This window comes from Microbacterium sp. Z12_35 (genome assembly GCF_058310475.1).
Genome location: NZ_JBZEGJ010000001.1, coordinates 950,555 through 972,143 on the forward strand (window position 1 = coordinate 950,555; position 21,589 = coordinate 972,143).

The window sequence follows — 21,589 nt, forward strand, 5'->3', positions numbered from 1 at the left end:
CGCGCACCTAGCTCAAGCATCACGGTTTGGATTGAGCAAGTTGCGTTACATCGGCGCGGCCTCGCTGCTAAGGTTTCGCATCATGTCTCGTCTGGACGCAGTCGACCTCGACCTGCTGCGGGCGCTGGCCGATGATCCGAGGGCGACCGTGGTCGCCCTCGCCGATCGCCTCGGACTCTCGCGCAACACCGTGCAGGCACGCATGGCGCGCCTCGAGCGCGCCGAGGTGCTCCTGTCGTTCGAGAGATCCCTCTCGCCGGCGGCCCTGGGTTTCCCGATCGAGGCGTTCATCCACGTCACCGTCCGACAGGCGGATCTTCCGCGCATCCGCACGGAGCTGGAGAGCATCCCCGAGATTCTCCAGGCCCACGGGATGAGCGGGCAGATCGACCTCGTGGTGCGGGTCGCGTGCCGCGACGCCCGTCATCTGTTCGACGTCGACGCCCGCATTCTCGCGGTGGACGGCGTGGAACGCACGGAGACGTCGCTCGTGATGCGCGAGGTGATCCCCTACCGCGTGGGGCCGCTCATGGAGCTGGCACGGCGGGAACGGTAGCGGCCTCCCGCCGGGGCGGCGCCACAGGATCCGCCCGCACGAGGACGACACCGGCGAGGATGAGCACACTTCCGAATGCCTGGACCAGAGTGGGTGCCTCACTGAGCAGCAGCCACGCGAACAGCATCGCGAACAGCACCTCGGTGAGGCCGACGAAGGACGCCAGACGCGCACCGATGCGCGGCACGGCGAGGACTCCCAGTCCGTAGCCCAGCGCGGTGGCGACGAGGACGACCCACGCGATGGAGACGAACCACGGCATGCTCGCCCCGAGGATGTCGGTGGACACCGGCGGGGCGACGAACGGCAGCACGCCGGTCAGGCACAGCACCGCCATGAACAGCGCGCCGACGAGCAGCCCGCCGGCGGCGAGGGCCAGGGGCGGCATCGTCTGGGCGGCGTGCTCGGCGATCGCGAAGTAGGCCGCGAGGCACACGGCCGCGCCGAGGGCGAGGACGACACCGAGCAGGTCGAAGGAGGCGCCGGCGATGTCGATGACGAGGACCAGGCCGGCCACGCCGACGGCGGTGCCGATCAGCACAACCGACGAGGGGCGGCGGCGCGTCCGTGCCCACACCCACACGACCAGCAGCACCGGGGCGATGTACTGCACGAGCAGGGCGATGGCCACCGGCATCCTCTGCATCGCGGAGAAGAAGAACACCTGGCATCCGGCGACGGCGGTGAGCCCGAATCCGACGATGAGCAGCCACGAGCGGCGGATCATCGAGCGATCGCGCAGAATCGCGCGGACGAGCCACGGCGACAGCAGGAGCGCGGCTCCGCCCATCCGCAGGAGAAGGGCGGCACCCACCGACCATCCCGCTTCCAGGAGCGGTTTGGTCACGGGTCCGCTCGAGGCGAAGGCCAGGGCGGAAGCAAGTCCGATGACGATGCCGGAGGTGCGCGCGCGCGCGATGTCCGGGAGGAGAACGGTAGCGGTCATCAGTGGCCTGTCACGAGCGTAGGGTCTGTACGCTGGTGACACTACGGTACGAGATGTCAGGAGTCAACATGGTGTTCATTCATGACACGCAGCTTGCCCTCGGCGCCGCCGTCACCCTGGTCAACACGCTGCCCGAGACGTCGTCCGACGGTGTGGACGACCTCACGACGGTCGACGATCTGAACCGCTTCCTCGCCGGTCAGCCCTACAGCGGGCGGATCGACCGCGATGCCGGCGAACTGGCTCAGCTGCGGAGCATCCGCCCGCGCCTGCACGAGCTGTGGACCGTGGATCGCGATAACGCCGTCCCCCTGGTGAACGGCATGCTCGCCGACGGGCGTGCGCTCCCCCGGCTCGTCACGCACCCGGGATTCGAGGAGTGGCACATCCATGCCACCGACGACGATGCACCCCTCGCCATCCGGATCCTCGTGGAGACGGCGATGGCGTTCGTCGATGTCATCCGCGCCGACGAATACGACCGGGTACGCGTGTGCGAGGCGGACGACTGCGCGTCGGTGTACGTCGACTACTCACGGAACGGTTCCAAGCGTTACTGCGACACCGGCAACTGCGGAAACCGCATGAACGTCAACGCGTACCGGCGTCGGAAGGCGCAAGAAACCGCCTGATCGCGTCGGCGGCCTCGGCCGGAGTCTCGTAATGGATGAGGTGGCCGACGTCGGGGATCTCGACGAGCTCGGCGCGGGGGAAGAGGGTCGCCAGGTGACGCTCCGCCTCGATGGGCGTGATGTCATCGCGAACGGCGGCCACCAGCAGCACCGGCTGGGCGATGCGCGGGGCGAAGGCGCGCACGTCGTTCGAGACCGACGTGACGAACGCCTGGTGCAGCACGTCGCGGTCGGAGAACCGTGAGAAGTAGAGGTCGTGCTGCTCGTGGACGAACCGGCGGAGCCCGGGATCCTTCGTCTTGGCCATCGCCAGGCTCATGACCCGCACGATGATCCGATTGCGCAGCAGCGCCTCGCCGATCCGCCGCGGGAGGCGGGCACCGGCCCAGTAGTAGAAGACCGCGAGACGCGTGAGGACGCCACGAGGCCCCTCCAGCGCCGGGGCACCGATGGGGTTCACGAGCACGACGGCGGGGGTGTCCAGTCCGCCGGCGACGGCGGCCGCCGACACGATGGAGCCGAACGAGTGCCCGAGGATCACGGAGCCCGGAGCCACGGCGGCGACGAACCCGGTGAGCCACTCGGCATACAGGGCGAGGTCGTGCGCACGCCCCCTGATCGGGGCGCTCTCGCCGAATCCCGGCAGGTCCGGCGAAATGACGCGCATCCCCGGAAGGTGCGCGATCACCGGCTCGAGCCCGTGGTGCTCGCCGCGGAAGCCGTGCACCGCCACGACGGTGGTCGCCGCATCCGCATCGCCGTAGACCCAGTACGCCGTCGTTCCCCCCAGCACCTCGGCCTCGCGACGCTCGAGCGCGACGCGGGACAGCAGGGGGGCGTACGGATTCGGCATCCCCCGAGTCTACGGAGCACGCGGCGGTGCGCCTGCCGCGGATGTCGGATGCCGCGCATACCGTGTGGCGTATGCACCCCGCGAAGCGACCTCCACCGCTTCCGTTGTTCCAGGCCCCGGAGTGGACGCGCGTCATCGGGGTGTTCGACCTGGAGACCACGGGTGTGGATGTGACGCGCGACCGGATCGTGACCGCGCACGTCGGCGTGCTCGACGCGGACGGCGCGGTGCTGACGGCGCGGGATTGGCTCGCCGACCCGGGCGTGCCCATCCCCGAGGGCGCTGCCGCCATCCACGGGATCTCCACCGAGCACGCACGCCGGCACGGGCGCGAGGCCGCCACCGTGGTCGCCGAAGTGGTCGACGCCCTCGCGGGGATCTTCGCCGCCGGCATCCCGGTGGTGGCCTACAACGCGCCGTATGACTTCTCGCTGCTCAAGCACGAGGCCCTCCGCCACGGCGTGGCGCCGCTGGAGTCCCCCTCCCCCGTCATCGACCCGCTCGTCGTCGACAAACGCTACGACCGCTACCGGCGGGGCAAGCGCACGCTGGCGGTGGTCGCGGAGCATTACGCGGTGCGCCTCGACGGCGCGCACGAGGCGTCCGCCGACGCGGTCGCCGCGGGCCGCGTCGCCCTGGCGCTGGCCGAACGCTTCGCCGCCTGGCTCCCGCCGAGCCTCGACGAGCTGCATACGCGGCAGATCGGCTGGGCGCGGTCGCAGGCGGAGAGCCTCACCGAATACTTCGTGCAGATCGGCCGGCTCGACCCCGACGACGCCGTCGACGGCCGCTGGCCCATCCGCTGACCCTCTCCTCCCGTGCGTCCCGCTTCCTTCCCGCTCCGTCCGCGAGAAACGACGATCCGGGCGAGAAACGACGCGCCGCGCCGTTTCTCGTCCGGAATGTGGTTTCTCGCGAGTGAGCGCGGGGACGGACGGCGTCGGGGGCGGGAACGACGAAGGCCCCGCGGAGCGGGGCCTTCGAGGAGGGACGAGTCTTACTTGCCGAAGTTCTTGAAGCGCTGGTTGAACTTCTCGACGCGACCGGCGGAGTCCATGATGCGCTGCTTGCCCGTGTAGAACGGGTGCGACGCGGACGAGATCTCGACGTCGATGACGGGGTACTCGACACCGTCGAGCTCGACCGTCTTGTCGCTGGACACCGTCGAACGGGTGAGGAAGGTCTCGCCCGAACCGAGGTCGCGGAACACGACGGCGCGGTACTCGGGGTGAATGTCAGTTCTCATGCGGAATCCTTGGGGTGTGAACGAGGCCTCGAGGGCCGGGAAAGTCTGAGGTGCGCGAGGCACCAAGCGTCGATTCTATCAGCACCGGGTCGACGGCGGGAACACGTCAGGATGCTGCGCGGGCGGCGTACCGGCCGCCGTCCTCGGTGAGCACGATCGGTGCGCCGAAGGTGGCGGTGAGGTTCTCGGCGGTGAGGGTGGCCGGAATCGGCCCGGCGGCGACCACCCCGCCGTCGCGGAGGAGCAACACGTGCGTGAACCCGATGGGGATCTCCTCGACGTGGTGCGTCACCATGACCATCGCGGGCGTCGTGGGGGCCTGTGCGTAGCCGGAGAGCAGGGTGAGGAGCTCCTCGCGGGCACCGAGATCGAGGCTCGCGGTCGGCTCATCGAGGAGCAGCAACTCAGGGTCGGTCATGACGGCACGGGCGATCTGCACGCGCTTCTGCTCGCCGTCGGAGAGCGTGCCGAAGGTGCGGTCGGCGAGGTGATCGAGCCGCCATTCCGACAGCACGCGCAACGCCCGGCGCTCGTCGATGTCTTCGTACTCCTCGCGCCACCGCCCGAGCACCGAGTACGCGGCGGTGAGGACCACGTCCAGCACCGTCTCCTCCGGCGGCACGCGGCGGGCCATCGCCGACGAGGCGAACCCGATCCGCGGACGCAGTTCGAAGACGTCCGTGCGGCCCATCCGCTCGCCGAGGATCGTCACGGTGCCCGACGTGGGATGCAGCAGCGTGTCGGCCAGCTGGAGCACGGTCGTCTTGCCCGCGCCGTTCGGCCCGAGGATCACCCAGCGTTCGTCGTCGGCGACCGTCCAGTCCAGGTGCGCGACGATGTCGCGAGTGTTCCGGCGGACGACGACGTCGGAGAACTCCAGGACTTCAGGCATGCGCCCAGCCTATCGGCCGGGCGTCGTCAGACTCGCGTACAGCGCGGCCGTCTGCTCCGCGATCCGGTCCCAGCCGAACTCCTCCACCGCCCGCAGCCGCCCGGCCTCGCCGTACTGTGCCGCGCGTGCGGGATCGGCCACGACTTCGGTGAGTACGCGCGCGAGATCGTCCACGAACCGCTCCGGGTCCACGGGGGTCCCCGTGCCGTCCTGCACCTGCTCGATCGGCACCAGGCGCCCGGTCTCTCCGTCGGCCACGACCTCCGGGATGCCGCCGGTGGCGGTTCCGACGACCGCGGCGCCGCACGCCATGGCTTCCAGGTTCACGATGCCGAGCGGCTCGTACACCGACGGGCACACGAAGGTGGTAGCGGCGGTGAGGATGGCGCAGAGCTGGTGGCGCGGGAGGAGGCGGTCGATCCATACGACCCCCTCGCGCGTGGCCTGCAGGTCCCGCACGAGTTCCTGCACTTCAGCCAGGATCTGCGGCGTGTCGGGCGCCCCGGCGCACAGCACCAGCTGCACCTCGGGCGGCAGTTGCTCGGCCGCCCGCAACAGGTACGGCAGGCCCTTCTGTCGGGTGATGCGCCCCACGAACACGACCGAGGGACGGGAGGGATCGATGCCCTCCTCGGCGAGGAACGCCGCATCCTCGACGGGATGCCACGCCTGCGTGTCGATGCCGTTGTAGATCACGTGCACCTTGGCGGGATCGAGGCTCGGGTAGCTGCGCAGGATGTCGGCGCGCATTCCCCCGCTCACCGCGACGATGGCCGCCGCCCCCTCGTACGCGGTCTTCTCGATGTAGCTGGAGACGGCGTACCCGCCGCCGAGCTGCTCGGCCTTCCACGGGCGGAGCGGCTCGAGGCTGTGCGCCGTCACGACGTGCGGGATGCCGTGCAGCAACGACGCGAGGTGACCGGCGAAGTTGGCGTACCAGGTGTGGCTGTGCACGACGTCGGCGCCGGCGACATCCCCGACGATCTCCAGGTCGGTGCCGAGCGTCTGGATCGCGCCGTTCGCCGCGGACAGTTCCGCCGGCGCGGCGTAGGACGTCGTGCCCTCCTCATCGCGGGGCGCACCGAAGGCGCGCACCTGGACGTCGAGCGAATGGCGCAGGGAACGCACCAGTTCGGTGACGTGCACCCCTGCCCCGCCGTAGATTTCCGGCGGGTATTCCTTGGTCACGATGTCGACGCGCATGAGGGAACGGTAGTACAGCTGTCAAGGGGTCGGAGGCGGGTGGTTGCGCCCGCATGTCCCGGCCTAGGGTGGTGCCATGCCAGCAGCGCCGAAGGTCTTCGGAATCATCCTCGCCGGGGGCGAGGGAAAGCGACTCATGCCTTTGACGGCTGACCGAGCCAAGCCCGCGGTTCCCTTCGCGGGACAGTACCGCCTCATCGACTTCGCGATCTCGAACCTCATCAACTCCGGGCTCCGCCAGCTCGTGGTGCTGACGCAGTACAAGTCCCACAGCCTCGACCGCCACATCTCCCAGACGTGGCGGATGTCGCCGATGCTCGGCTCGTACGTGGCGTCGGTGCCGGCGCAGCAGCGCCTCGGCAAGCGATGGTTCTCCGGTTCGGCGGACGCGATCCTGCAGAGCATGAACCTCCTCACCGACGAGAAGCCGGACATCGTCATGGTCATCGGTGCCGACCACGTGTACCGCATGGACTTCGGTCAGATGCTCGAGGCGCACATCGCATCCGGAGCACGCGCGACGGTCGCCGGCATCCGTCAGCCGATCTCCCTGGCGAACCAGTTCGGCGTCATCGACGTCGACCCGAAGGACAACGTCCGCATCCGCGACTTCCTGGAGAAGCCGCAGAATCCCACCGGGCTCTCGGATGCTCCGCACGAGGTGCTCGCCTCGATGGGCAACTACATCTTCGACGCCGACGCGCTCATCGAAGCCGTGCAGGTGGACGGCGAGTCGCCCACGTCGAACCACGACATGGGCGGTGACATCGTGCCGTACTTCGTCAATCGCGGGGAGGCGGCCGTGTACGACTTCAAGCGCAACGACGTTCCGGGGTCCACCGATCGTGACCGGGCGTACTGGCGGGATGTGGGAACGATCGACTCGTTCTACGATGCGCACGCCGACCTCATCGCGACGCTCCCGATCTTCAACCTGTACAACACCGACTGGCCGATCCATTCGCAGACGGTCAACTCCCCTCCCGCGAAGTTCGTCCGCGACTCGGTGGGGCGCATCGGCAACGCGATCGACTCGATCGTGTCCCTCGGGTCGGTGCTTTCCGGCACGCACCTCGAGCGCAGCGTCGTGGGTCCGTGGACCCTCGCCGGCGGCGGATCGACGATCACCGACTCGGTGCTGTTCGACTACGTGCACGTCGGTGCGGGAGCGCGGGTCCACCGCGCCATCCTCGACAAGAACGTCGTGCTGGCCGATGGTGCCACGGTCGGGGTCGATCGGGAACGCGATCTTGCCCGCGGCTACACCGTCACCGATACCGGCATCACGGTGGTCGGGAAGGGCGTGCGCGTCGACTCCTGACCCGGGGTCCCGCGGGGTCAGTGCATCGTCATCCCACCGGTGACGTTGATGCCCTGTCCGGTGAGGTACGACGCGAGATCGCTCGCGAGGAACAGCGCCACGCCGGCGACGTCGGCCGGTGTGCCCGTGCGTCCGACCGGCACCTGGGAGCGGTCCTCGGCTTCGATGTCGGCGGCGGTGAGGCCGCGCACGAGCGCACCCTCTGCGCGCTCGCGCCACTTCATGGGGGTCTCGATGATACCCGGGCAGATCGCGTTCACGAGGATGCCCTCGCTCGCCAGCTCGACCGCCATCGTGCGGGTGAGACCGAGGACCGCGTGCTTGGATGCGACATACGCGGCCATCCCGCGATAGCCGTTCTTGGCCGCCTGCGATGCGACGAGAATGATCCGGCCCGGGCGGGATGCGGCGCGCAGCCCGCGCGCGACGTGCTTGGCGACGAGGAACGACCCTTTCGCGTTGACGTCGAGGTTGCGGTCCCAGTCCGCTTCGGTCGTGTCGACCGCGTAGGCTATCGTGGAGGTCCCGGCGGCGTGCACGAGCACCTCGACGAGGCCGATGCGGTCGCGGACGTCGCGCAGGGCTCGCTCGACGGCGGCCTCGTCGGTCACGTCGAGGCGCAGCATCCACACGCCGTCGCCGCCCCGAGTGGGTGCGGCGGAGGGATGCGCGAGGTCGGCGCTGACGACGACGGCCCCTTCGGCGGCGAAGGCGGCCACGGAGCCTGCGCCGATGCCGCTGGCTCCTCCGGTGATCAGTACGACGCGGCCGGCGAGTTCGGCGAACATGTCAACTCCCGCCGGGACGGTTCAGACGCCGACGCGTTCGAAGGCGTCGAGGCTGATGCCCTGCTGGAGGATGAGCTTCGACCATTCGCGCGCAGTGTGGAGGCTGTGGTCGCGGTAGTTGCCGCAGCTGAACGCGTCGACCCCGGGGATGTCGGCCTCGGTCGCCTCTTCGGCGATGAACCGGAGGCTGTCGCTCAGGGCCGCGACGAGTTCCCGCAGGGGCGGTTCACCCCACGCGATGAGGTGGAACCCGGTGCGGCATCCGAAGGGCGAGATGTCGATCAAGCCCTCCATGCGGTCGCGCAGGAGGCTGGCGAGCATGTGCTCGATCGTGTGGATGCCGGCGGTGGGAATCTCCCCCTCGTTGGGCTGCACGAAGCGCACATCGAAGTTGGAGATGACGTCGCCGCGCAGACCCTTCTCCGTGCCGATGAGGCGTACGTAGGGCGCCTTCACGGCGGTGTGGTCCAGGGTGAAGCTCTCGACGTCGGCCATGGCGGATCTCCTCGGGTGGGAAGCGGGCGTCGCGCGCGCGACCTTCCGAGCCTACGACGGCCGGCCGATCGTGCGCGCCGGATGACGCCGGAGGGCGGGTCGCCATCGCGCGTCGCGCTAGGGTCGAGGCCGTGCCCGACGCATCCCGCCTCCTCGTCGTTCTGGACGCCGACTCCACCCTGCTGCGCAACGAGGTCATCGAACTGATCGCCGACGAAGCCGGCCGCGGCGCGGAGGTCGCCGCGGCCACCGAGGCGGCCATGCGCGGAGAGGTGGACTTCGCCGAAAGCCTCCGTGCACGGGTGTCGGAACTGCGGGGGGTGCCGGTGACCGCGTTCGCCCGCGTCATCGCTCGCGTCGAGCCCACTCCGGGGGTGCACGAGCTCATCGCCGCGGTCCATGCGCGCGGCGGAACGGTGGGGGTGGTCTCGGGCGGGTTCCACGAGGTGCTCGACTCCGTCGCCCCAGGGCTCGGTGTGGACCGCTGGCGCGCGAACCGCCTGGCAACGGCTGAGGGGATGCTGACCGGCGACGTCTCCGGGGCGATCGTGGATGCCGCCGCGAAGGCGGCGTCGCTGCGCGCATGGGCGGACGAACTCGGGGTGGCGCCGTCGCGCACGATCGCCATCGGCGACGGAGCGAACGACCTTCTCATGCTCGCGGCGGCCGGCCTCGGGCTCGCCTTCAACGCCAAGCCCGCGGTGCGGGAGCGCGCCGACCTCGTGATCGGGCCGGTCGATCTCACGCAGGTGATCCCGCTCCTCCCCTGACCCCGTCGAGTCGCCGGAACACGTCGGGCCGGCCGCCGGAACACGACCGAACGTGGCGAGTCGACGGGCCGAGGACGGGATGTCGGGACCCGCGCGTAGCGTGAGCGCATGGACGTTCTCCTCGTACCCGGACTCTGGCTCGACGGCTCCACGTGGGATCAGGTGCTCCCACCGCTCCGCGACGCCGGCCACACGCCGCATCCGCTGACGATGCCGGGCCTCGGCGAGCCGGCGGAGCGATCCGCCGACATCGGGCTCGCGGACTGGATCTCCGCCGTCGTCGCGGAGATCGATCGGCTGCCGGGACAGGTGGCACTCGTGGGCCACTCCGGCGGCGGCAACGTCGTGTGGGGCGCTGCCGATGCCCGCCCCGACCGCGTCGCGCGCGTGGTGTTCGTCGACACCTTCCCACCCGGCGACGGCGGGTCGATCTGGGAGTTCCCGATCGTCGATGGCGTGATCCCGTTCCCGGGCTGGGACACGTTCGAAGACGCCGAGGTGGGTGACCTCGACGATGACACGCGTGCGGATGCGGCATCCCGCACTCTTTCGGTGCCCGTACGGGTGCCGACCGATCCCATCTCCCTGACGGATACGCGCCGCTACGACGTTCCCGTGACGATGCTCACCGGAACGATGCCGGAGTCGGACCTCCGAGCGATCATCGCGACGGCGCCCCCGTGGGCCGCCGACCTCGCCGCCCTGCAGAACCTCGAGATCGTCGAGTTGAACTCCGGGCACTGGCCGCAGTTCTCCCAGCCCGGCGAGCTCGGCCGCCTGATCGCCGCCGCCCTGCGCTGACTCCCGCCGAGCGCACGAGTTCCTGCCGAGTGCACGCCTTCGCAGCGCCCACAAGCCGTGCACCGGGCACGATCCCGTGCACTCGGCGAACGTACGGCGGGGTTCGGGTCAGTGCCCCATGCCCAAGCCGCCATCGACGGGGATGACAGCACCGGAGATGTAGGCCGCGGCGTCGGAGGCGAGCCACGTCACGACGCCGGCGACCTCCTCGGCGGTGGCGAAGCGCCCGGCCGGGATGCTGCGCTTGTATTCGGCCTGGGTGTCTTCGGGCAGAGCGGCGGTCATGTCGGTCTCGATGAATCCCGGCGCGACGACATTGGCCGTGATGCCGCGAGACCCGAGCTCGCGGGTCAGGGAGCGGGCGAATCCGACGAGGCCGCTCTTGGAGGCGGCGTAGTTGATCTGCCCCGCCGATCCGAGGAGGCCCACGACGCTGGAGATCAGGATGACGCGACCCCACCGGGCACGCAGCATCCCCTTCGAGGCCCGCTTGACGACACGGAAAGTCCCTCCGAGGTTCGTCGCGACGACCGAATCGAAGTCGTCCTCGCTCATCCGCATGAGCAGGGTGTCCTTGGTGATCCCGGCGTTGGCGACCACGATCTCCACCGGCCCGAGCGTGGCCTCCACCTCGCGGAAGGCGGCATCCACGGCTGCGGCGTCGGTGACGTCGGCGCGGACCGTCAGGGCGCCCATCGGCCCGTCGCCCGAGCGCGCCGTCACGGCGACGCGGTACCCCTCGGCGACGAACCGTTCGGCGATCGCACGGCCGATGCCGCGGTTTCCGCCGGTGACGAGTACGACGCGATCGGTGGCCATGGGCACACTCCGTTTCAGGCGAAGGAAAGAACGGCCCCAGCCTAAGCGAGCGGGCGGAACCGCGTTTGACACCGCCACCCCGCGCTGGGAATGTGGAGGCCTCCGACTAGAAAGGGGCCCTCCGTGAGCGACCCCACTTCGCCCCTCGCCGACGACTCCCCCGCCTCCCCGCCGATTCCGCCGCCGCCCGCTCCTCCGGCCGTCCCGCCGTACGCCACGGAAGCGGCTCCCACGCCGCAGACCTACGCGCCGCCGCAGGCGTACACGCCGCCGTCGCAGGGTTACTCCCAGCCCGCGCAGGGGTACGGAACACCCACACAGGGTTACGGAACGCCCGGACAGGGATACGGGTCATCCGCGCCGCAGGGATACGGCCCTCCGGCGGGCTACTCCCAGCCCACGCCCTACGGTGCACCGGGCTACCCGCAGCGCAGGACGAACGGGCTGGCCGTGGCGTCGCTCGTGTGCGCCATCGCCGGCATCGTGTTCTCGTGGACGCTCGTCCTGGGCCTGGCCTCCATCGCCGCCGTCATCCTCGGTCACCTCTCGCTCAGGCGCCTCAAGACGTCGAACGAGGCCGGCTACGGCATGGCCCTGGCGGGCACGATCGTCGGCTGGGTGGGCGTGGCGTTGCTCGTCCTCCTGTTCGTGCTCTTCGCCATTCTGCCTTTCCTGTTTCTCATGGGAGTGATGGGCGCGACCACATACAGCTCCTGAGCGCTCTCTTCCAGGTGCCCGGCGTAGTCTGGGAGGACCGTGAAATCCTCCCCCCGCGCGCCCTCCGCGACGTCGCTGCCTCGCGCTCCGCACGACGACGCCAGTTCGCGGTTTGCCAAGTACATGATCACGATGGGGATCCGCATCGCGTGCCTGGTCGGGATGGTGTTCATCACGCCTTACGGCTGGTACACGTGGGTGCTGGCGGCCGGAGCCGTTCTCCTTCCGTACGTCGCCGTCGTGATCGCCAACGTGGGTCAGGAAACTCGCCGGACCGTCGCCGAGAGCCCCGGCCGGGCGATCGCCGATCCCACGCCCGCTGCTCCCCCACCATCCGGCAGTCCGACCGTGATCCGCATCAGCGAGAGCACGCGCCCCGACCCGGACACCGAGGAGAACCGATGACCGCGGAATGCTCGCGGGCCGGATGCCGCGATACCGCGGTCTGGCGGATCTCGTGGCGGAATCCCCGCATCCACACCGCCGAGCGCCGCAAGGAGTGGGTGGCGTGCGACGAGCACGTCGGCTATCTGCGTGACTTCCTGGCGGCGCGCGATTTCCCCCTCGAGGTTGCTCCCCTTTCCGCCGCCGGCACCGCCGGAGCCGCATCGTGAGCCGCCGGGATGCTCCGCCTGCCGTCCGCTGGACCGCCTACGTGGCGGTTGCCATCGTCTTCGCGATCGCGTGCGGGTTCCTCTCGAACTGGCAGTTCGAGAGGAACGAGGCGCGTGCCCGCCAGCTGGCCCTGGTGGAGGCGAACTACGACACGACCCCGGTCCCGCTCGGCGATGTCCTGGCGCCCGGCGCGGACCTCGCCGCCTCCGATGAGTGGACACCCGTGACCCTCACCGGCGAATACCTGACCGACGAACAGCTCCTCGTCCGCAACCGCCCGCACGGGGGCACGGCCGCCTTCGAAGTCCTGGTGCCGTTCCTCCTCGAGGACGGCCGCACGCTGGTCGTGGATCGCGGGTGGGTGCCGCCGGGCGTGGATCAGCCCGACCCCGATGTCGTTCCCGCGCCCCCGACGGGGCTCGTCGAGGTCACCGTGCGTCTTCGTCCGGGTGAGCCCTTGCCGACATCCGGACGCACCGCCGGCGAGGGCCAGGTGCCCACCATCCACTTGCCGCTCGTGGCGGAGCGGATGAGCGACGGATCGACTCTGGAGACCGGCGCCTACGGTCTGCTGGTCTCGGAAGACCCGGCGCCCGCGACAGTCCCCGGTTCGATCGACCCGCCGTCGGAGGACCCAGGCCCGCACCTCTCGTACGCAGTGCAGTGGATCCTGTTCGCGGTCATGGGTTTCGCGTTCATCCTCTACATCCTCGTCACCGAGCGCAGGCACGCCCGTGAGGATGCGGAGACGCGGCGTCCGCGACGTCGCGACCGGGATTCCGAGGTCGAGGACGCCCTCCTCGACGCCCGCTGATCCTCCGGTCCGGTCAGGCCAGGGCGATGAGGTCGGCGTAGTCGCGACCCCAGATGTCTTCGACGCCGTCAGGGAGGATGAGAACGCGTTCGGGGTTCAGAGCCTGCACGGCGCCCTCGTCGTGCGAGACGAGCACGACCGCGCCCTCGTAGTGTGCCAGAGCGCCGAGGATCTCCTCGCGGGACGCCGGGTCGAGGTTGTTCGTGGGCTCGTCGAGCAGCAGCATGTTCGCCGACGAGACCACGAGTGTGGCCAGCGACAAACGCGTCTTTTCTCCACCGGAAAGGACACCGGCGGGCTTGAGGACGTCGTCCCCGACGAACAGGAACGAGCCGAGCACCTTCCGCGCCTCGGTGGCGGTGATGTCGGGCGCCGCTGACATCATGTTCTCAAAGACCGAGCGGCCGACGTCGAGGTTCTCGTGTTCCTGGGCGTAGTAGCCGATCTTCAGCCCGTAGCCGGGCTCGATCACCCCGGTGTCGGGCTTGTCGACCCCGGCCAGCATCCGCAGCAGCGTCGTCTTCCCGGCACCGTTGAGGCCCAGAATCACCACGCGCGAGCCGCGGTCGATCGCGAGGTCCACGTCGGTGAAGATCTCCAGCGAGCCGTACGACTTCGACAGCCCCCGCGCCATGAGCGGCGTCTTGCCGCACGGTGCGGGCTTGGGGAAGCGGAGCTTCGCGACGCGCTCTTCCTGACGGACGTCGTCCAGGCCGGACAGCATCTTCTCCGCCCGCGCCACCATCTGATGCGCGGCGGCGGCCTTCGAGGCCTTCGCGCCGAATCGCGCCGCCTGGAGCTGCAGGGCGGTGGCCTTCTTCTCGACGTTGGCGCGCTCCTTCTTGCGGCGCTCCTCGTCGGCCACCCGCTGACGCAGGTAGTTCTTCCAGTTCATGTTGTAGACGTCGATGACCTGACGGTTGCCGTCGAGGTAGAACACGCGGTTGACCGTCTCGCCGACCAGCTCGATGTCGTGGCTGATCACGATGAGCCCGCCCTTGTACCCCTTGAGGAACTCGCGCAGCCACACGACGCTGTCCGCGTCGAGGTGGTTCGTCGGCTCGTCGAGGATCATCGTGCTGGCGTCGGAGAAGAGGATGCGGGCGAGCTCGATGCGGCGGCGCTGCCCTCCGGAGAGGGTCTTGAGCGGCTGGTCGAGGATGCGGTCAGGAAGCGAGAGGTTGTGGGCGATGGATGCCGCCTCCGCCTCCGCGGCGTAGCCGCCGAGCGCCTCGAACCGCTCGGTGAGGTTGCCGTACCGCCGCATCGCCCGTGCCGCGACATCGACGTCGTCGTCGGCCATCTGCAGCGAGGCCTCGTGCATCCCCAGGGCGAGCGTGCCGAGCCCGCGGGCGTCGAGGATGCGCGTACGCGCCAGCATCTCGGGGTCGCCCGACCGCGGGTCCTGCGGCAGGTAGCCGAGCTCCCCCGACCGCTCGACGCGACCGTCGCTGGGCATCAGGTCGCCGGCGAGCACCTTAGTCAGCGTGGTCTTGCCCGCCCCGTTGCGGCCCACCAGCCCGATCTTGTCGCCGTCGGACACGCGGAACGACACGTCCGACATGAGCACGCGGGCGCCCACGCGGATCTGGAGGTCGTGCACAGCGAGCACAGCGGAAGTCCGATCTGTCGGGCGGGAGGGGGTGGATGGCCGAGCGGCCAGCCTTCAAGTATAAGTCGCGAGGCGCCTCCTCGATTCCGCGCGGGTCCGCATCGGGGGAAGCCCGTTTGTCTCGCCGTCGAGATTTCAATTCGACGCGATCGATGGCACGTGCATAAACTAAGGGAACCCTTACCTAACTACCGAGGAGATTCCTGTGCCCCGCATCCGCACTGCCGCCGCTTTCGCGGCCGGAGCCGCACTCCTGTTGACCGGCTGTTCGACCGCGAGCCAGACCTCCGACGCCGGGAACTCCGCCGACGGCGACGACGTGTTCCCGGTCACGATCGAGCACGCATTCGGCGAAACCGTCATCGAATCCGCCCCCGAACGCGTCGCCACAGTGGCGTGGGGCAACCACGAGGTTCCGCTGGCACTGGGAGTGGTCCCGGTCGGGATGGAGAAGGCCACGTGGGGCGATGACGACAACGATGGCGTCCTCCCCTGGGTCGAAGAGCGCCTCGAAGAGCTCGGCGCCGAGACTCCCGTGCTCTTCGACGGCGGAGACAGCATCGACTTCGAGGCCGTCAATGACACGAAGCCGGACGTCATCCTCGCCTCCTACTCGGGCCTGACCCAGGAGGAGTACGACACCCTCTCCAAGATCGCTCCGGTCGTGGCGTACCCCGAGGTCGCGTGGGGCACCTCATACCAGGACATGATCCGCCTGAACTCCACGGCGCTCGGTCTCGCGGAGGAGGGCGAGGCGCTGATCGCAGACCTCGAGGCGGAGGTGGATGCGGCGCTCGAGGAGTACCCGGCGCTCGCCGAAGGAACGGCTCTGTTCTCCTACCTGGACCCGACCGACCTGAGCCAGATCGGCTTCTACACCAGCCACGACACACGTCCGGGGTTCCTGGCCGACCACGGAATGCCCCTGCCGAGCATCGTCGAGGAGGAGTCTGCCGGGACGGAGGAGTTCTACGTCACCGTCAGCGCCGAGGAGGCCGACCGCTTCGCCGATGTCGACGTCTTCGTGACCTACGGCGACCCCGACGGTGAGCTCATCGCCCAGCTGCAGGCCGACCCCCTGCTCTCCCAGATCCCCGCCATCGCCGAGGGACGCATCGCGGTGCTGGAAGACAGCACCCCGCTCGCGGCGTCGGCCAACCCGACCCCGCTGTCCATCCCCTGGGGCGTGCGGGACTACTTCGCCGTGCTCGCCGCCCCGCTCGGCTGAGACCGATGACCGTCCTCCAGCGGCAGACATCGCTGCCGGACACCGCACTCCTGCGGCGTCCGGCAGCGGTACGTCTGTTGTGGCTCGGCGCCCTCGTGGCGGCCTTGCTCCTGCTGGTGGTTGCCTCCGTCGCGTTCGGCGCCCGCCCGGTCTCGCTCGAGGAGATCTGGGGCGGGCTCACCGGCACCTCCGCGGGTGTCGGCGAGGGCGCCGTGATCGCGCGTCTGCCGCGGACGGTGCTCGGGATCCTCGTCGGTGCCGCCCTGGCGCTGTCGGGGATGACGATGCAAGCGGTCACACGCAACCCGCTGGCCGACCCCGGCATTCTCGGGGTGTCCGGCGGTGCGGCTCTGGCCGTGGTGATCGGAATCGCCTTCTTCGGCCTGTCGAACCCCTACGGCTATCTCGCGTTCGCCACCGCCGGAGCCGCCGCCGCAGCCGTCTTCGTCTACGCGGTGGGTTCCCTCGGCCGGGGCGGCGCCACCCCGCTCAAGCTCGCCCTCGCGGGCGCGTCGATCACCGCCGCATCCATGTCTCTCGTCAGCGCGATCCTCCTCCCCCGCGTCGACCTCCTCGAGACGTTCCGGTTCTGGCAGATCGGCGGGATCGGCGGCGCCACGTGGGACCGGATCGGCGTCGTCCTGCCCGCCCTCGCGGTCGGCGCGCTGGTGTGCGTGCTCACTTCGCGCGGCATGAATTCGCTCGCTCTCGGTGACGACATGGCCACGGGTCTTGGTGAGCACGTGGCCCGTACGCGCCTGATCGCCTCCTCCGGCGCCGTCCTCCTGTGCGCCGCCGCGACGGCGATCGCCGGGCCGATCGCCTTCGTGGGGCTTGTCATTCCTCACCTGTGCCGTCTGCTCGTGGGAACCGACCACCGCTGGCTGCTCCCCTACTGCGCCCTCGCCGGCGCGAGCCTCCTCCTCCTCGCCGACGTGGTCGGACGCGTCGTCGCCCGGCCCTCCGAGGTCGAGGTGGGGATCATCACCGCCCTCATCGGGGCACCGGTGTTCATCGCGATCGTGCGACGCCAGAAGGTGCGGGAACTATGAGCGTCGCAGTCGTCCTCGCGGGTCGGCGGGCGCGGGTCCGACGGCACGCCGCCGTCACACTGGTGCTCGGCGCCGTCGCCGTCGTGTTGTTCGTGGTGAGCCTCATGGTGGGCCGCACGTTCTACGACCTGTCGGATGTCCTGCGTGTCGTCCTCGGCGAGACGGTCCCCGGCGCGTCCTTCACGGTCGGCGAGCTCCGACTCCCCCGCGCGGTCCTGGCGATCCTCTCGGGCCTCGCGTTCGGCGTCGGGGGCGTCATCTTCCAGACGATGCTCCGCAACCCGCTCGCCGCACCCGACATCATCGGCATCACCTCCGGCGCCAGCGCTGCCGCCGTCGCCGGCATCATCCTGCTCTCTCTGGACCAGACCGCGGTGTCGTTTCTCGCGCTGGGCGGAGCCCTCGTCACCGCCGCCGCGATCTACCTCCTCTCCCACCGCGGCGGCTTCGCGGGCACGCGCCTCATCCTCATCGGGATCGGCGTTGCCGCCATGCTCGACAGCGTCGTGACCTACGTTCTCTCGCGTGCGGCGGCATGGGATCTCCAGACCGCGATGCAGTGGCTCACCGGCAGCCTCAACGGCGCGACATGGTCGTCGATCCTGCCACTGGCGATCGCGACCGCGGTGCTCGTTCCGATCGTCCTCGCCAACGGTCGCGACCTGGGCGTCCTGCGTCTGGGCGATGACTCCGCCACCGCCCTCGGCGTGTCCGTGCACCGCACCCGCGTGCTGCTGCTGATCGGCGCGGTGGCGCTCCTGGCCTTCGCCACCGCCGCCGCAGGGCCGATCGCGTTCGTGGCGTTCATGGCGGGTCCGATTGCGGCGCGCATCGTCGGCCCCGGAGCATCCCTCATCGTTCCGGCCGGGCTGGTCGGAGTCGTCCTGGTGCTGGCCGCCGATCTCATCGGACAGTTCGCCTTCGACAATCGCTACCCCGTCGGAGTCATCACCGGCGTCCTCGGGGCGCCGTACCTCGTCTACCTGCTCATCCGGACCAACCGCTCGGGAGGCTCCCTGTGACCGTGTCGCACCAACTCGCCGCCCAGGACGTGACCCTGGCCTACGGTGACCGCGTGATCGTGGAGGGCCTGGACCTGGTCATCCCCCCTGGCCGGATCACCGCGATCGTGGGGGCCAACGGATGCGGCAAATCGACGCTGCTGCGCGCCCTCGCCCGCCTCCTCCGTCCGCGCAAGGGTTCCGTGGTGCTCGACGGAAAGGCCGTGCACTCCCGGCCCTCGCGCGAAGTGGCCCGCACCCTGGGCCTGCTCCCCCAGAGCCCGATCGCCCCCGAGGGGATCGCGGTGGCCGACCTCGTCGGGCGGGGGCGTCATCCGCATCAGAAGCCGCTCGCACGGTGGAACGCTCGGGACTACGAAGTGGTGGCGCAGTCGCTGGAGGCGACCGGCATCTCCGACCTGGCCGATCGATCCGTCGACGAGCTCTCCGGCGGCCAGCGGCAGCGGGTATGGATCGCGATGGCGCTCGCGCAGGAGACCGACATCCTGCTGCTGGACGAGCCGACGACGTTCCTGGACGTCGCGCACCAGATCGAAGTGCTCGACCTGATCACCGACCTCAACCGCGAACGCGGCACCACGACGGTCATGGTCCTGCATGACATCAACCTCGCCGCCCGTTACGCCGATCACGTGTTCGCGATGTGCCGCGGCGAGGTGATCGCCGGTGGACCTCCCGCCGAGGTGATCACGAGCGACCTCATCCGCGAGGTCTTCGGGCTGGAATCCCTCGTCGTCCCCGACCCCGTCTCCGGCACTCCCCTCGTCCTCCCCCGCGGCCGCCACCACGCCGCAGCTGTCTGAACGGAACCCCATGACGTCGACCACCGTCGCCACCAGTCGCTTCTTCCGTGCTCGCGTCGCGGCGATCACCGATGTCACGCCGAGTTTCCGCCGCTTCACCTTCGCCGGACCCGATCTCGCCGACTACGGCGACCCGGGGCTGGACCAGCGGGTCAAGGTGGTCTTCCCCACGCCCGTCACGGGAATCGACGTCATGCCCACCGCCGACGACTGGTACACGCAGTGGCGCGACATGGATGAGGCCGGCCGGCCGCCGTTCCGGACGTATACGACGCGTGCGGTGCGCAACGACGTCGCCGAGGTCGACATCGACATGGTGGCGCACGAGGTGCTCGGTCCGGCATCGGTATGGATCGAGAAGGCCGTGATCGGTGACGAGGTGCTGATATTCGCCCCGACGACGGCGCACACGGGAGTGAGCTTCGGCATCGACTTCGTCCCGCCGGCATCCACCGGGTGCTTCCTCCTCGCGGGCGACGAGACCGCAGCACCGGCGATCGCGGTGATCCTGGAGCACCTCCCCGACTCCGCTCGTGGCGTGGTCGTGCTCGAGGTGCCGCACGAAGCCGACGCGGCATACCTGCCGCAGCATCCCGGTTTCACCTATCGCGTCGCCGCGCGCGGCAGCGCCCCGCGGCACGCGCACCTGAAGACCGCCGTCGTGGCGGCGGCCGCTGAGCTGATCCCGCCCGGCCATGGCGCCGAGGTCGAGGAGATCGACATCGACGAGGGCATCCTGTGGGAGGTGCCCCGGACGGCGAAAGGCGGCGCGGCGTTGAAGAAAGCGCCCATGTACGCGTGGCTGGCCGGCGAGGCCGGGGCGATCAAGGCCCTGCGTCGCCACCTTGTCGGCGAACACGGCGTCGACCGCCGCGCGGTGGCCTTCATGGGCTACTGGCGCGAGGGCCGCGCGGAGAGCTGACCCGGAGAAGAGGGCGCTCGCCCCGCCGAAGCAGATCCGCGAGCAACCGACGGGACCAAGGTCCCTGGTCCCCGGGGGACCGGGGACCGACGATGAGCTATGGCTCCCCCCGCCACCTCCCCTTCCTCTGTCCTCGCCGCGGCCGGCGCCATTGCTCTCGGCTGCCTCCTCGTGGTCGGATCGCTTCCGGCCTCCGCAGCGCCCGGCGACCCGATCGGCCCGATCAACCCGGTCACCCAGCCTCTGAACGGGTCGCCCGCGAACGGCAACTTCCTGGTATTCGTGGAAGACGACGTCGCACTCGACGGCGATGAGGCGGAGGGAACCGTGGCCGCGGGAGGCGATCTCTCGTTCTCCTCGGCGTACAACATCTTCGGCGGCCGACCGACCGTGACGGCGCCGGGCGACGCCCAACACATCGCGCTGTACGTCGGCGGGGGCATCACCTGGGATCCGGACGGCCAGATTCTTCGCATCCTCCAAGGGGGCTACGTGAAGGTGGCGGATACCACCACCTACCTCGCGCTGGACACAGACAGCAACGGCGCTGCCGCCAACCTCCGTGTGGTGGAGCCGGGCGCCTCCTACGACTCGACGCCCCGCATCGAGAGCGTCGTCCCGCAACCCGCCGCCTCGGTGGGCGAGCCTGTGCCCTCGGACGTGCTGGACATCGCAGGCGCCTACGAGCTGTACCGGGACACCTCCGCCACCCTGGGCACGTGCGCGACCACGGTGACACTGCTCCAGCGAGACGACGGGCAGCCGGCCACGCGCCCGGTGCCCGCCGGGGGGAACGTCCGGGCGCCCCTCGTCTCCGGAGTGACGAATGTGCTCTCTTTCAGCGCAGAGGAGCTCGCCGGGCTCGGTGAGCTCGTCATCGACCCCGCGCCCAGCAGCACGACCCCGTTGCTGGTCAACATCACCGGCGATTTCAACGGCGAGATCCCGAGCATGCCGGGCCTCAGCGGCGCTTCGGCGCCCTACATCCTCTGGAACTTCGTCGACGCGACGAGCGTGCTCGTCACAGGCGGAGATAGTCTGCGCGGCACGATCTACGCTCCGCGCGCACAGCTGAACTGGCAGGTCACGCAGAACATCGAGGGTAACGTGATCGCTGCGTCGTTCATTCACGGCGGCGTCGCAGGCCGCGGGCCGCGCGAGGTGCACGACTTCCCGTTCGCGACGACTCTGTCGTGCGTCGAAGCGGGGCCGACGCCCACGCCAACCCCGACGCCGACTCCAACCCCGACGCCGATTCCAACCCCGACGCCGACCAGCACCGCCCCAACGCCCGCTGAGCCCACCGGGACTCCCGGCGGGAGCGCGCCGGGACCGGCGACGCCGGATCCGTCCATCAGCACACTCCCGGCGACGGGAGGCAACGCTTCCGGTGGCGCCGTGCTCTGGCCTCTGGGGGCACTGCTCATCGCGGCGGGCGGGACATTCCTCGCGGCGGCACGCCGCCGTCGCAAGGTCTAGCGC

The 21,589-nt window shown here is 69.9% G+C and carries 25 protein-coding genes; 16 read left to right on the forward strand and 9 right to left on the reverse strand.

From position 1 onward, the window contains the following. Positions 1 to 82: 82 nt before the first annotated feature. Complete coding sequence (locus tag AC4FS1_RS04725; RefSeq protein ID WP_491153103.1) at positions 83 to 556, forward strand: Lrp/AsnC family transcriptional regulator; 474 nt, start codon at positions 83 to 85, stop codon at positions 554 to 556. Here AC4FS1_RS04725 and AC4FS1_RS04730 read toward each other — a convergent pair. After that, the gene (locus AC4FS1_RS04730; RefSeq protein WP_491153104.1) at positions 528 to 1,502 is read right to left on the reverse strand and encodes an EamA family transporter; all 975 of its coding nucleotides are present in this window, start codon (positions 1,500 to 1,502) and stop codon (positions 528 to 530) included. The genes AC4FS1_RS04725 and AC4FS1_RS04730 overlap by 29 nt on opposite strands. 68 nt (positions 1,503 to 1,570) lie before the next feature. Between AC4FS1_RS04730 and AC4FS1_RS04735 the strand changes: the two genes are divergently transcribed. Continuing rightward, entirely contained in the window at positions 1,571 to 2,134 is a 564-nt protein-coding gene (locus AC4FS1_RS04735) for a CGNR zinc finger domain-containing protein (RefSeq protein WP_491153105.1), read from the forward strand. Here the strand turns inward: AC4FS1_RS04735 and AC4FS1_RS04740 are convergent. Next, entirely contained in the window at positions 2,094 to 2,987 is an 894-nt protein-coding gene (locus AC4FS1_RS04740; protein ID WP_491153106.1) for an alpha/beta fold hydrolase, read from the reverse strand. The two genes, AC4FS1_RS04735 and AC4FS1_RS04740, sit on opposite strands and share 41 nt — an antisense overlap. Positions 2,988 to 3,058: 71 nt before the next feature. Here AC4FS1_RS04740 and AC4FS1_RS04745 point away from each other — a divergent pair, with 71 nt between their 5' ends. Then, positions 3,059 to 3,793 (forward strand): 3'-5' exonuclease, encoded by a 735-nt coding sequence (locus AC4FS1_RS04745; RefSeq protein ID WP_491153107.1) that lies wholly within the window; start codon positions 3,059 to 3,061, stop codon positions 3,791 to 3,793. 191 nt (positions 3,794 to 3,984) lie between these two features. Here AC4FS1_RS04745 and AC4FS1_RS04750 read toward each other — a convergent pair whose 3' ends face one another. The 3 genes from AC4FS1_RS04750 to glgA form a co-directional block, all read right to left on the reverse strand. Then, on the reverse strand, positions 3,985 to 4,233 hold the full coding sequence (locus tag AC4FS1_RS04750; RefSeq protein ID WP_491153108.1) for a type B 50S ribosomal protein L31: 249 nt from the start codon (positions 4,231 to 4,233) through the stop codon (positions 3,985 to 3,987). A 106-nt stretch (positions 4,234 to 4,339) separates the two neighbouring features. Continuing rightward, positions 4,340 to 5,125, reverse strand: coding sequence for an ABC transporter ATP-binding protein (locus AC4FS1_RS04755; protein ID WP_491153109.1), 786 nt, complete (start codon positions 5,123 to 5,125; stop codon positions 4,340 to 4,342). A gap of 9 nt (positions 5,126 to 5,134) precedes the next feature. After that, the gene (glgA, locus tag AC4FS1_RS04760) at positions 5,135 to 6,328 is read right to left on the reverse strand and encodes a glycogen synthase (protein ID WP_491153110.1); all 1,194 of its coding nucleotides are present in this window, start codon (positions 6,326 to 6,328) and stop codon (positions 5,135 to 5,137) included. A gap of 76 nt (positions 6,329 to 6,404) precedes the next feature. Between glgA and AC4FS1_RS04765 the strand changes: the two genes are divergently transcribed. After that, positions 6,405 to 7,649 (forward strand): glucose-1-phosphate adenylyltransferase, encoded by a 1,245-nt coding sequence (locus AC4FS1_RS04765; protein WP_491153111.1) that lies wholly within the window; start codon positions 6,405 to 6,407, stop codon positions 7,647 to 7,649. Between the two features lie 17 nt (positions 7,650 to 7,666). On the opposite strand, the gene AC4FS1_RS04770 is transcribed toward AC4FS1_RS04765, so the two are convergent. Both AC4FS1_RS04770 and AC4FS1_RS04775 read right to left on the reverse strand, forming a co-directional pair. After that, positions 7,667 to 8,437, reverse strand: coding sequence for an SDR family NAD(P)-dependent oxidoreductase (locus AC4FS1_RS04770; RefSeq protein ID WP_491153112.1), 771 nt, complete (start codon positions 8,435 to 8,437; stop codon positions 7,667 to 7,669). Positions 8,438 to 8,458: 21 nt separating this feature from the next. Beyond that, positions 8,459 to 8,932 (reverse strand): S-ribosylhomocysteine lyase, encoded by a 474-nt coding sequence (locus AC4FS1_RS04775; protein WP_491153113.1) that lies wholly within the window; start codon positions 8,930 to 8,932, stop codon positions 8,459 to 8,461. A gap of 131 nt (positions 8,933 to 9,063) precedes the next feature. Here AC4FS1_RS04775 and serB point away from each other — a divergent pair, with 131 nt between their 5' ends. Next, positions 9,064 to 9,702, forward strand: coding sequence for a phosphoserine phosphatase SerB (gene serB / locus AC4FS1_RS04780; RefSeq protein ID WP_491153114.1), 639 nt, complete (start codon positions 9,064 to 9,066; stop codon positions 9,700 to 9,702). Between the two features lie 108 nt (positions 9,703 to 9,810). Continuing rightward, positions 9,811 to 10,503 carry an alpha/beta fold hydrolase gene (locus AC4FS1_RS04785; protein ID WP_491153115.1) on the forward strand — a complete coding sequence of 231 codons (693 nt, stop codon included), beginning with the start codon at positions 9,811 to 9,813 and terminating at the stop codon, positions 10,501 to 10,503. 108 nt (positions 10,504 to 10,611) lie between these two features. Here the strand turns inward: AC4FS1_RS04785 and fabG are convergent, their stop codons facing one another. Beyond that, positions 10,612 to 11,322: a 3-oxoacyl-ACP reductase FabG gene (gene fabG / locus AC4FS1_RS04790; RefSeq protein WP_491153116.1), complete on the reverse strand. Its 711-nt coding sequence runs from the start codon at positions 11,320 to 11,322 to the stop codon at positions 10,612 to 10,614. A 123-nt stretch (positions 11,323 to 11,445) separates the two neighbouring features. Here fabG and AC4FS1_RS04795 point away from each other — a divergent pair, with 123 nt between their 5' ends. Genes AC4FS1_RS04795 through AC4FS1_RS04810 form a run of 4 tightly spaced genes read left to right on the forward strand, consistent with a single transcriptional unit; the run spans position 11,446 to position 13,468 of the window. Next, positions 11,446 to 12,039 carry a DUF4190 domain-containing protein gene (locus AC4FS1_RS04795; RefSeq protein WP_491153117.1) on the forward strand — a complete coding sequence of 198 codons (594 nt, stop codon included), beginning with the start codon at positions 11,446 to 11,448 and terminating at the stop codon, positions 12,037 to 12,039. A 39-nt stretch (positions 12,040 to 12,078) separates the two neighbouring features. Further along, positions 12,079 to 12,444, forward strand: coding sequence for a DUF3099 domain-containing protein (locus AC4FS1_RS04800; protein WP_491153118.1), 366 nt, complete (start codon positions 12,079 to 12,081; stop codon positions 12,442 to 12,444). Further along, entirely contained in the window at positions 12,441 to 12,653 is a 213-nt protein-coding gene (locus AC4FS1_RS04805) for a hypothetical protein (protein ID WP_491153119.1), read from the forward strand. The genes AC4FS1_RS04800 and AC4FS1_RS04805 overlap by 4 nt, the downstream gene beginning before the upstream one ends. After that, positions 12,650 to 13,468, forward strand: coding sequence for an SURF1 family cytochrome oxidase biogenesis protein (locus AC4FS1_RS04810; RefSeq protein ID WP_491153120.1), 819 nt, complete (start codon positions 12,650 to 12,652; stop codon positions 13,466 to 13,468). Before AC4FS1_RS04805 ends, AC4FS1_RS04810 begins: the two co-directional genes overlap by 4 nt. Positions 13,469 to 13,481: 13 nt before the next feature. Here AC4FS1_RS04810 and AC4FS1_RS04815 read toward each other — a convergent pair whose 3' ends face one another. Beyond that, positions 13,482 to 15,080, reverse strand: coding sequence for an ABC-F family ATP-binding cassette domain-containing protein (locus tag AC4FS1_RS04815; RefSeq protein WP_491153121.1), 1,599 nt, complete (start codon positions 15,078 to 15,080; stop codon positions 13,482 to 13,484). Positions 15,081 to 15,285: 205 nt separating this feature from the next. Here AC4FS1_RS04815 and AC4FS1_RS04820 point away from each other — a divergent pair, with 205 nt between their 5' ends. The 6 genes from AC4FS1_RS04820 (at position 15,286) to AC4FS1_RS04845 (ending at position 21,586) form a co-directional block, all read left to right on the forward strand. Continuing rightward, positions 15,286 to 16,308 carry an iron-siderophore ABC transporter substrate-binding protein gene (locus AC4FS1_RS04820; RefSeq protein ID WP_491153122.1) on the forward strand — a complete coding sequence of 341 codons (1,023 nt, stop codon included), beginning with the start codon at positions 15,286 to 15,288 and terminating at the stop codon, positions 16,306 to 16,308. A 5-nt stretch (positions 16,309 to 16,313) separates the two neighbouring features. Beyond that, positions 16,314 to 17,360 (forward strand): FecCD family ABC transporter permease, encoded by a 1,047-nt coding sequence (locus AC4FS1_RS04825; RefSeq protein ID WP_491153123.1) that lies wholly within the window; start codon positions 16,314 to 16,316, stop codon positions 17,358 to 17,360. Continuing rightward, the gene (locus AC4FS1_RS04830; protein ID WP_491153124.1) at positions 17,357 to 18,382 is read left to right on the forward strand and encodes a FecCD family ABC transporter permease; all 1,026 of its coding nucleotides are present in this window, start codon (positions 17,357 to 17,359) and stop codon (positions 18,380 to 18,382) included. The genes AC4FS1_RS04825 and AC4FS1_RS04830 overlap by 4 nt, the downstream gene beginning before the upstream one ends. Then, positions 18,379 to 19,185: an ABC transporter ATP-binding protein gene (locus tag AC4FS1_RS04835; RefSeq protein WP_491153125.1), complete on the forward strand. Its 807-nt coding sequence runs from the start codon at positions 18,379 to 18,381 to the stop codon at positions 19,183 to 19,185. The genes AC4FS1_RS04830 and AC4FS1_RS04835 overlap by 4 nt, the downstream gene beginning before the upstream one ends. Positions 19,186 to 19,195: 10 nt before the next feature. Continuing rightward, positions 19,196 to 20,107, forward strand: coding sequence for a siderophore-interacting protein (locus AC4FS1_RS04840; protein ID WP_491153126.1), 912 nt, complete (start codon positions 19,196 to 19,198; stop codon positions 20,105 to 20,107). A gap of 99 nt (positions 20,108 to 20,206) precedes the next feature. Next, on the forward strand, positions 20,207 to 21,586 hold the full coding sequence (locus AC4FS1_RS04845) for a collagen-binding domain-containing protein (RefSeq protein ID WP_491153127.1): 1,380 nt from the start codon (positions 20,207 to 20,209) through the stop codon (positions 21,584 to 21,586). Positions 21,587 to 21,589 lie beyond the last annotated feature (3 nt).

Coding starts and splice junctions, on each gene's coding strand:
- AC4FS1_RS04840 (WP_491153126.1), top strand. CDS start 19,196: ATGACGTCGACCACCGTCGCCACCAGTCGCTTCTTCCGTGCTCGCGTC.
- AC4FS1_RS04770 (WP_491153112.1), bottom strand. CDS start 8,437: ATGTTCGCCGAACTCGCCGGCCGCGTCGTACTGATCACCGGAGGAGCC.
- AC4FS1_RS04805 (WP_491153119.1), top strand. CDS start 12,441: ATGACCGCGGAATGCTCGCGGGCCGGATGCCGCGATACCGCGGTCTGG.
- AC4FS1_RS04845 (WP_491153127.1), top strand. CDS start 20,207: ATGGCTCCCCCCGCCACCTCCCCTTCCTCTGTCCTCGCCGCGGCCGGC.
- AC4FS1_RS04735 (WP_491153105.1), top strand. CDS start 1,571: ATGGTGTTCATTCATGACACGCAGCTTGCCCTCGGCGCCGCCGTCACC.
- AC4FS1_RS04745 (WP_491153107.1), top strand. CDS start 3,059: ATGCACCCCGCGAAGCGACCTCCACCGCTTCCGTTGTTCCAGGCCCCG.
- AC4FS1_RS04830 (WP_491153124.1), top strand. CDS start 17,357: ATGAGCGTCGCAGTCGTCCTCGCGGGTCGGCGGGCGCGGGTCCGACGG.
- AC4FS1_RS04785 (WP_491153115.1), top strand. CDS start 9,811: ATGGACGTTCTCCTCGTACCCGGACTCTGGCTCGACGGCTCCACGTGG.
- AC4FS1_RS04755 (WP_491153109.1), bottom strand. CDS start 5,125: ATGCCTGAAGTCCTGGAGTTCTCCGACGTCGTCGTCCGCCGGAACACT.
- AC4FS1_RS04730 (WP_491153104.1), bottom strand. CDS start 1,502: ATGACCGCTACCGTTCTCCTCCCGGACATCGCGCGCGCGCGCACCTCC.
- AC4FS1_RS04765 (WP_491153111.1), top strand. CDS start 6,405: ATGCCAGCAGCGCCGAAGGTCTTCGGAATCATCCTCGCCGGGGGCGAG.
- fabG (WP_491153116.1), bottom strand. CDS start 11,322: ATGGCCACCGATCGCGTCGTACTCGTCACCGGCGGAAACCGCGGCATC.
- AC4FS1_RS04775 (WP_491153113.1), bottom strand. CDS start 8,932: ATGGCCGACGTCGAGAGCTTCACCCTGGACCACACCGCCGTGAAGGCG.
- AC4FS1_RS04750 (WP_491153108.1), bottom strand. CDS start 4,233: ATGAGAACTGACATTCACCCCGAGTACCGCGCCGTCGTGTTCCGCGAC.
- AC4FS1_RS04725 (WP_491153103.1), top strand. CDS start 83: ATGTCTCGTCTGGACGCAGTCGACCTCGACCTGCTGCGGGCGCTGGCC.
- AC4FS1_RS04740 (WP_491153106.1), bottom strand. CDS start 2,987: ATGCCGAATCCGTACGCCCCCCTGCTGTCCCGCGTCGCGCTCGAGCGT.
- glgA (WP_491153110.1), bottom strand. CDS start 6,328: ATGCGCGTCGACATCGTGACCAAGGAATACCCGCCGGAAATCTACGGC.
- AC4FS1_RS04825 (WP_491153123.1), top strand. CDS start 16,314: ATGACCGTCCTCCAGCGGCAGACATCGCTGCCGGACACCGCACTCCTG.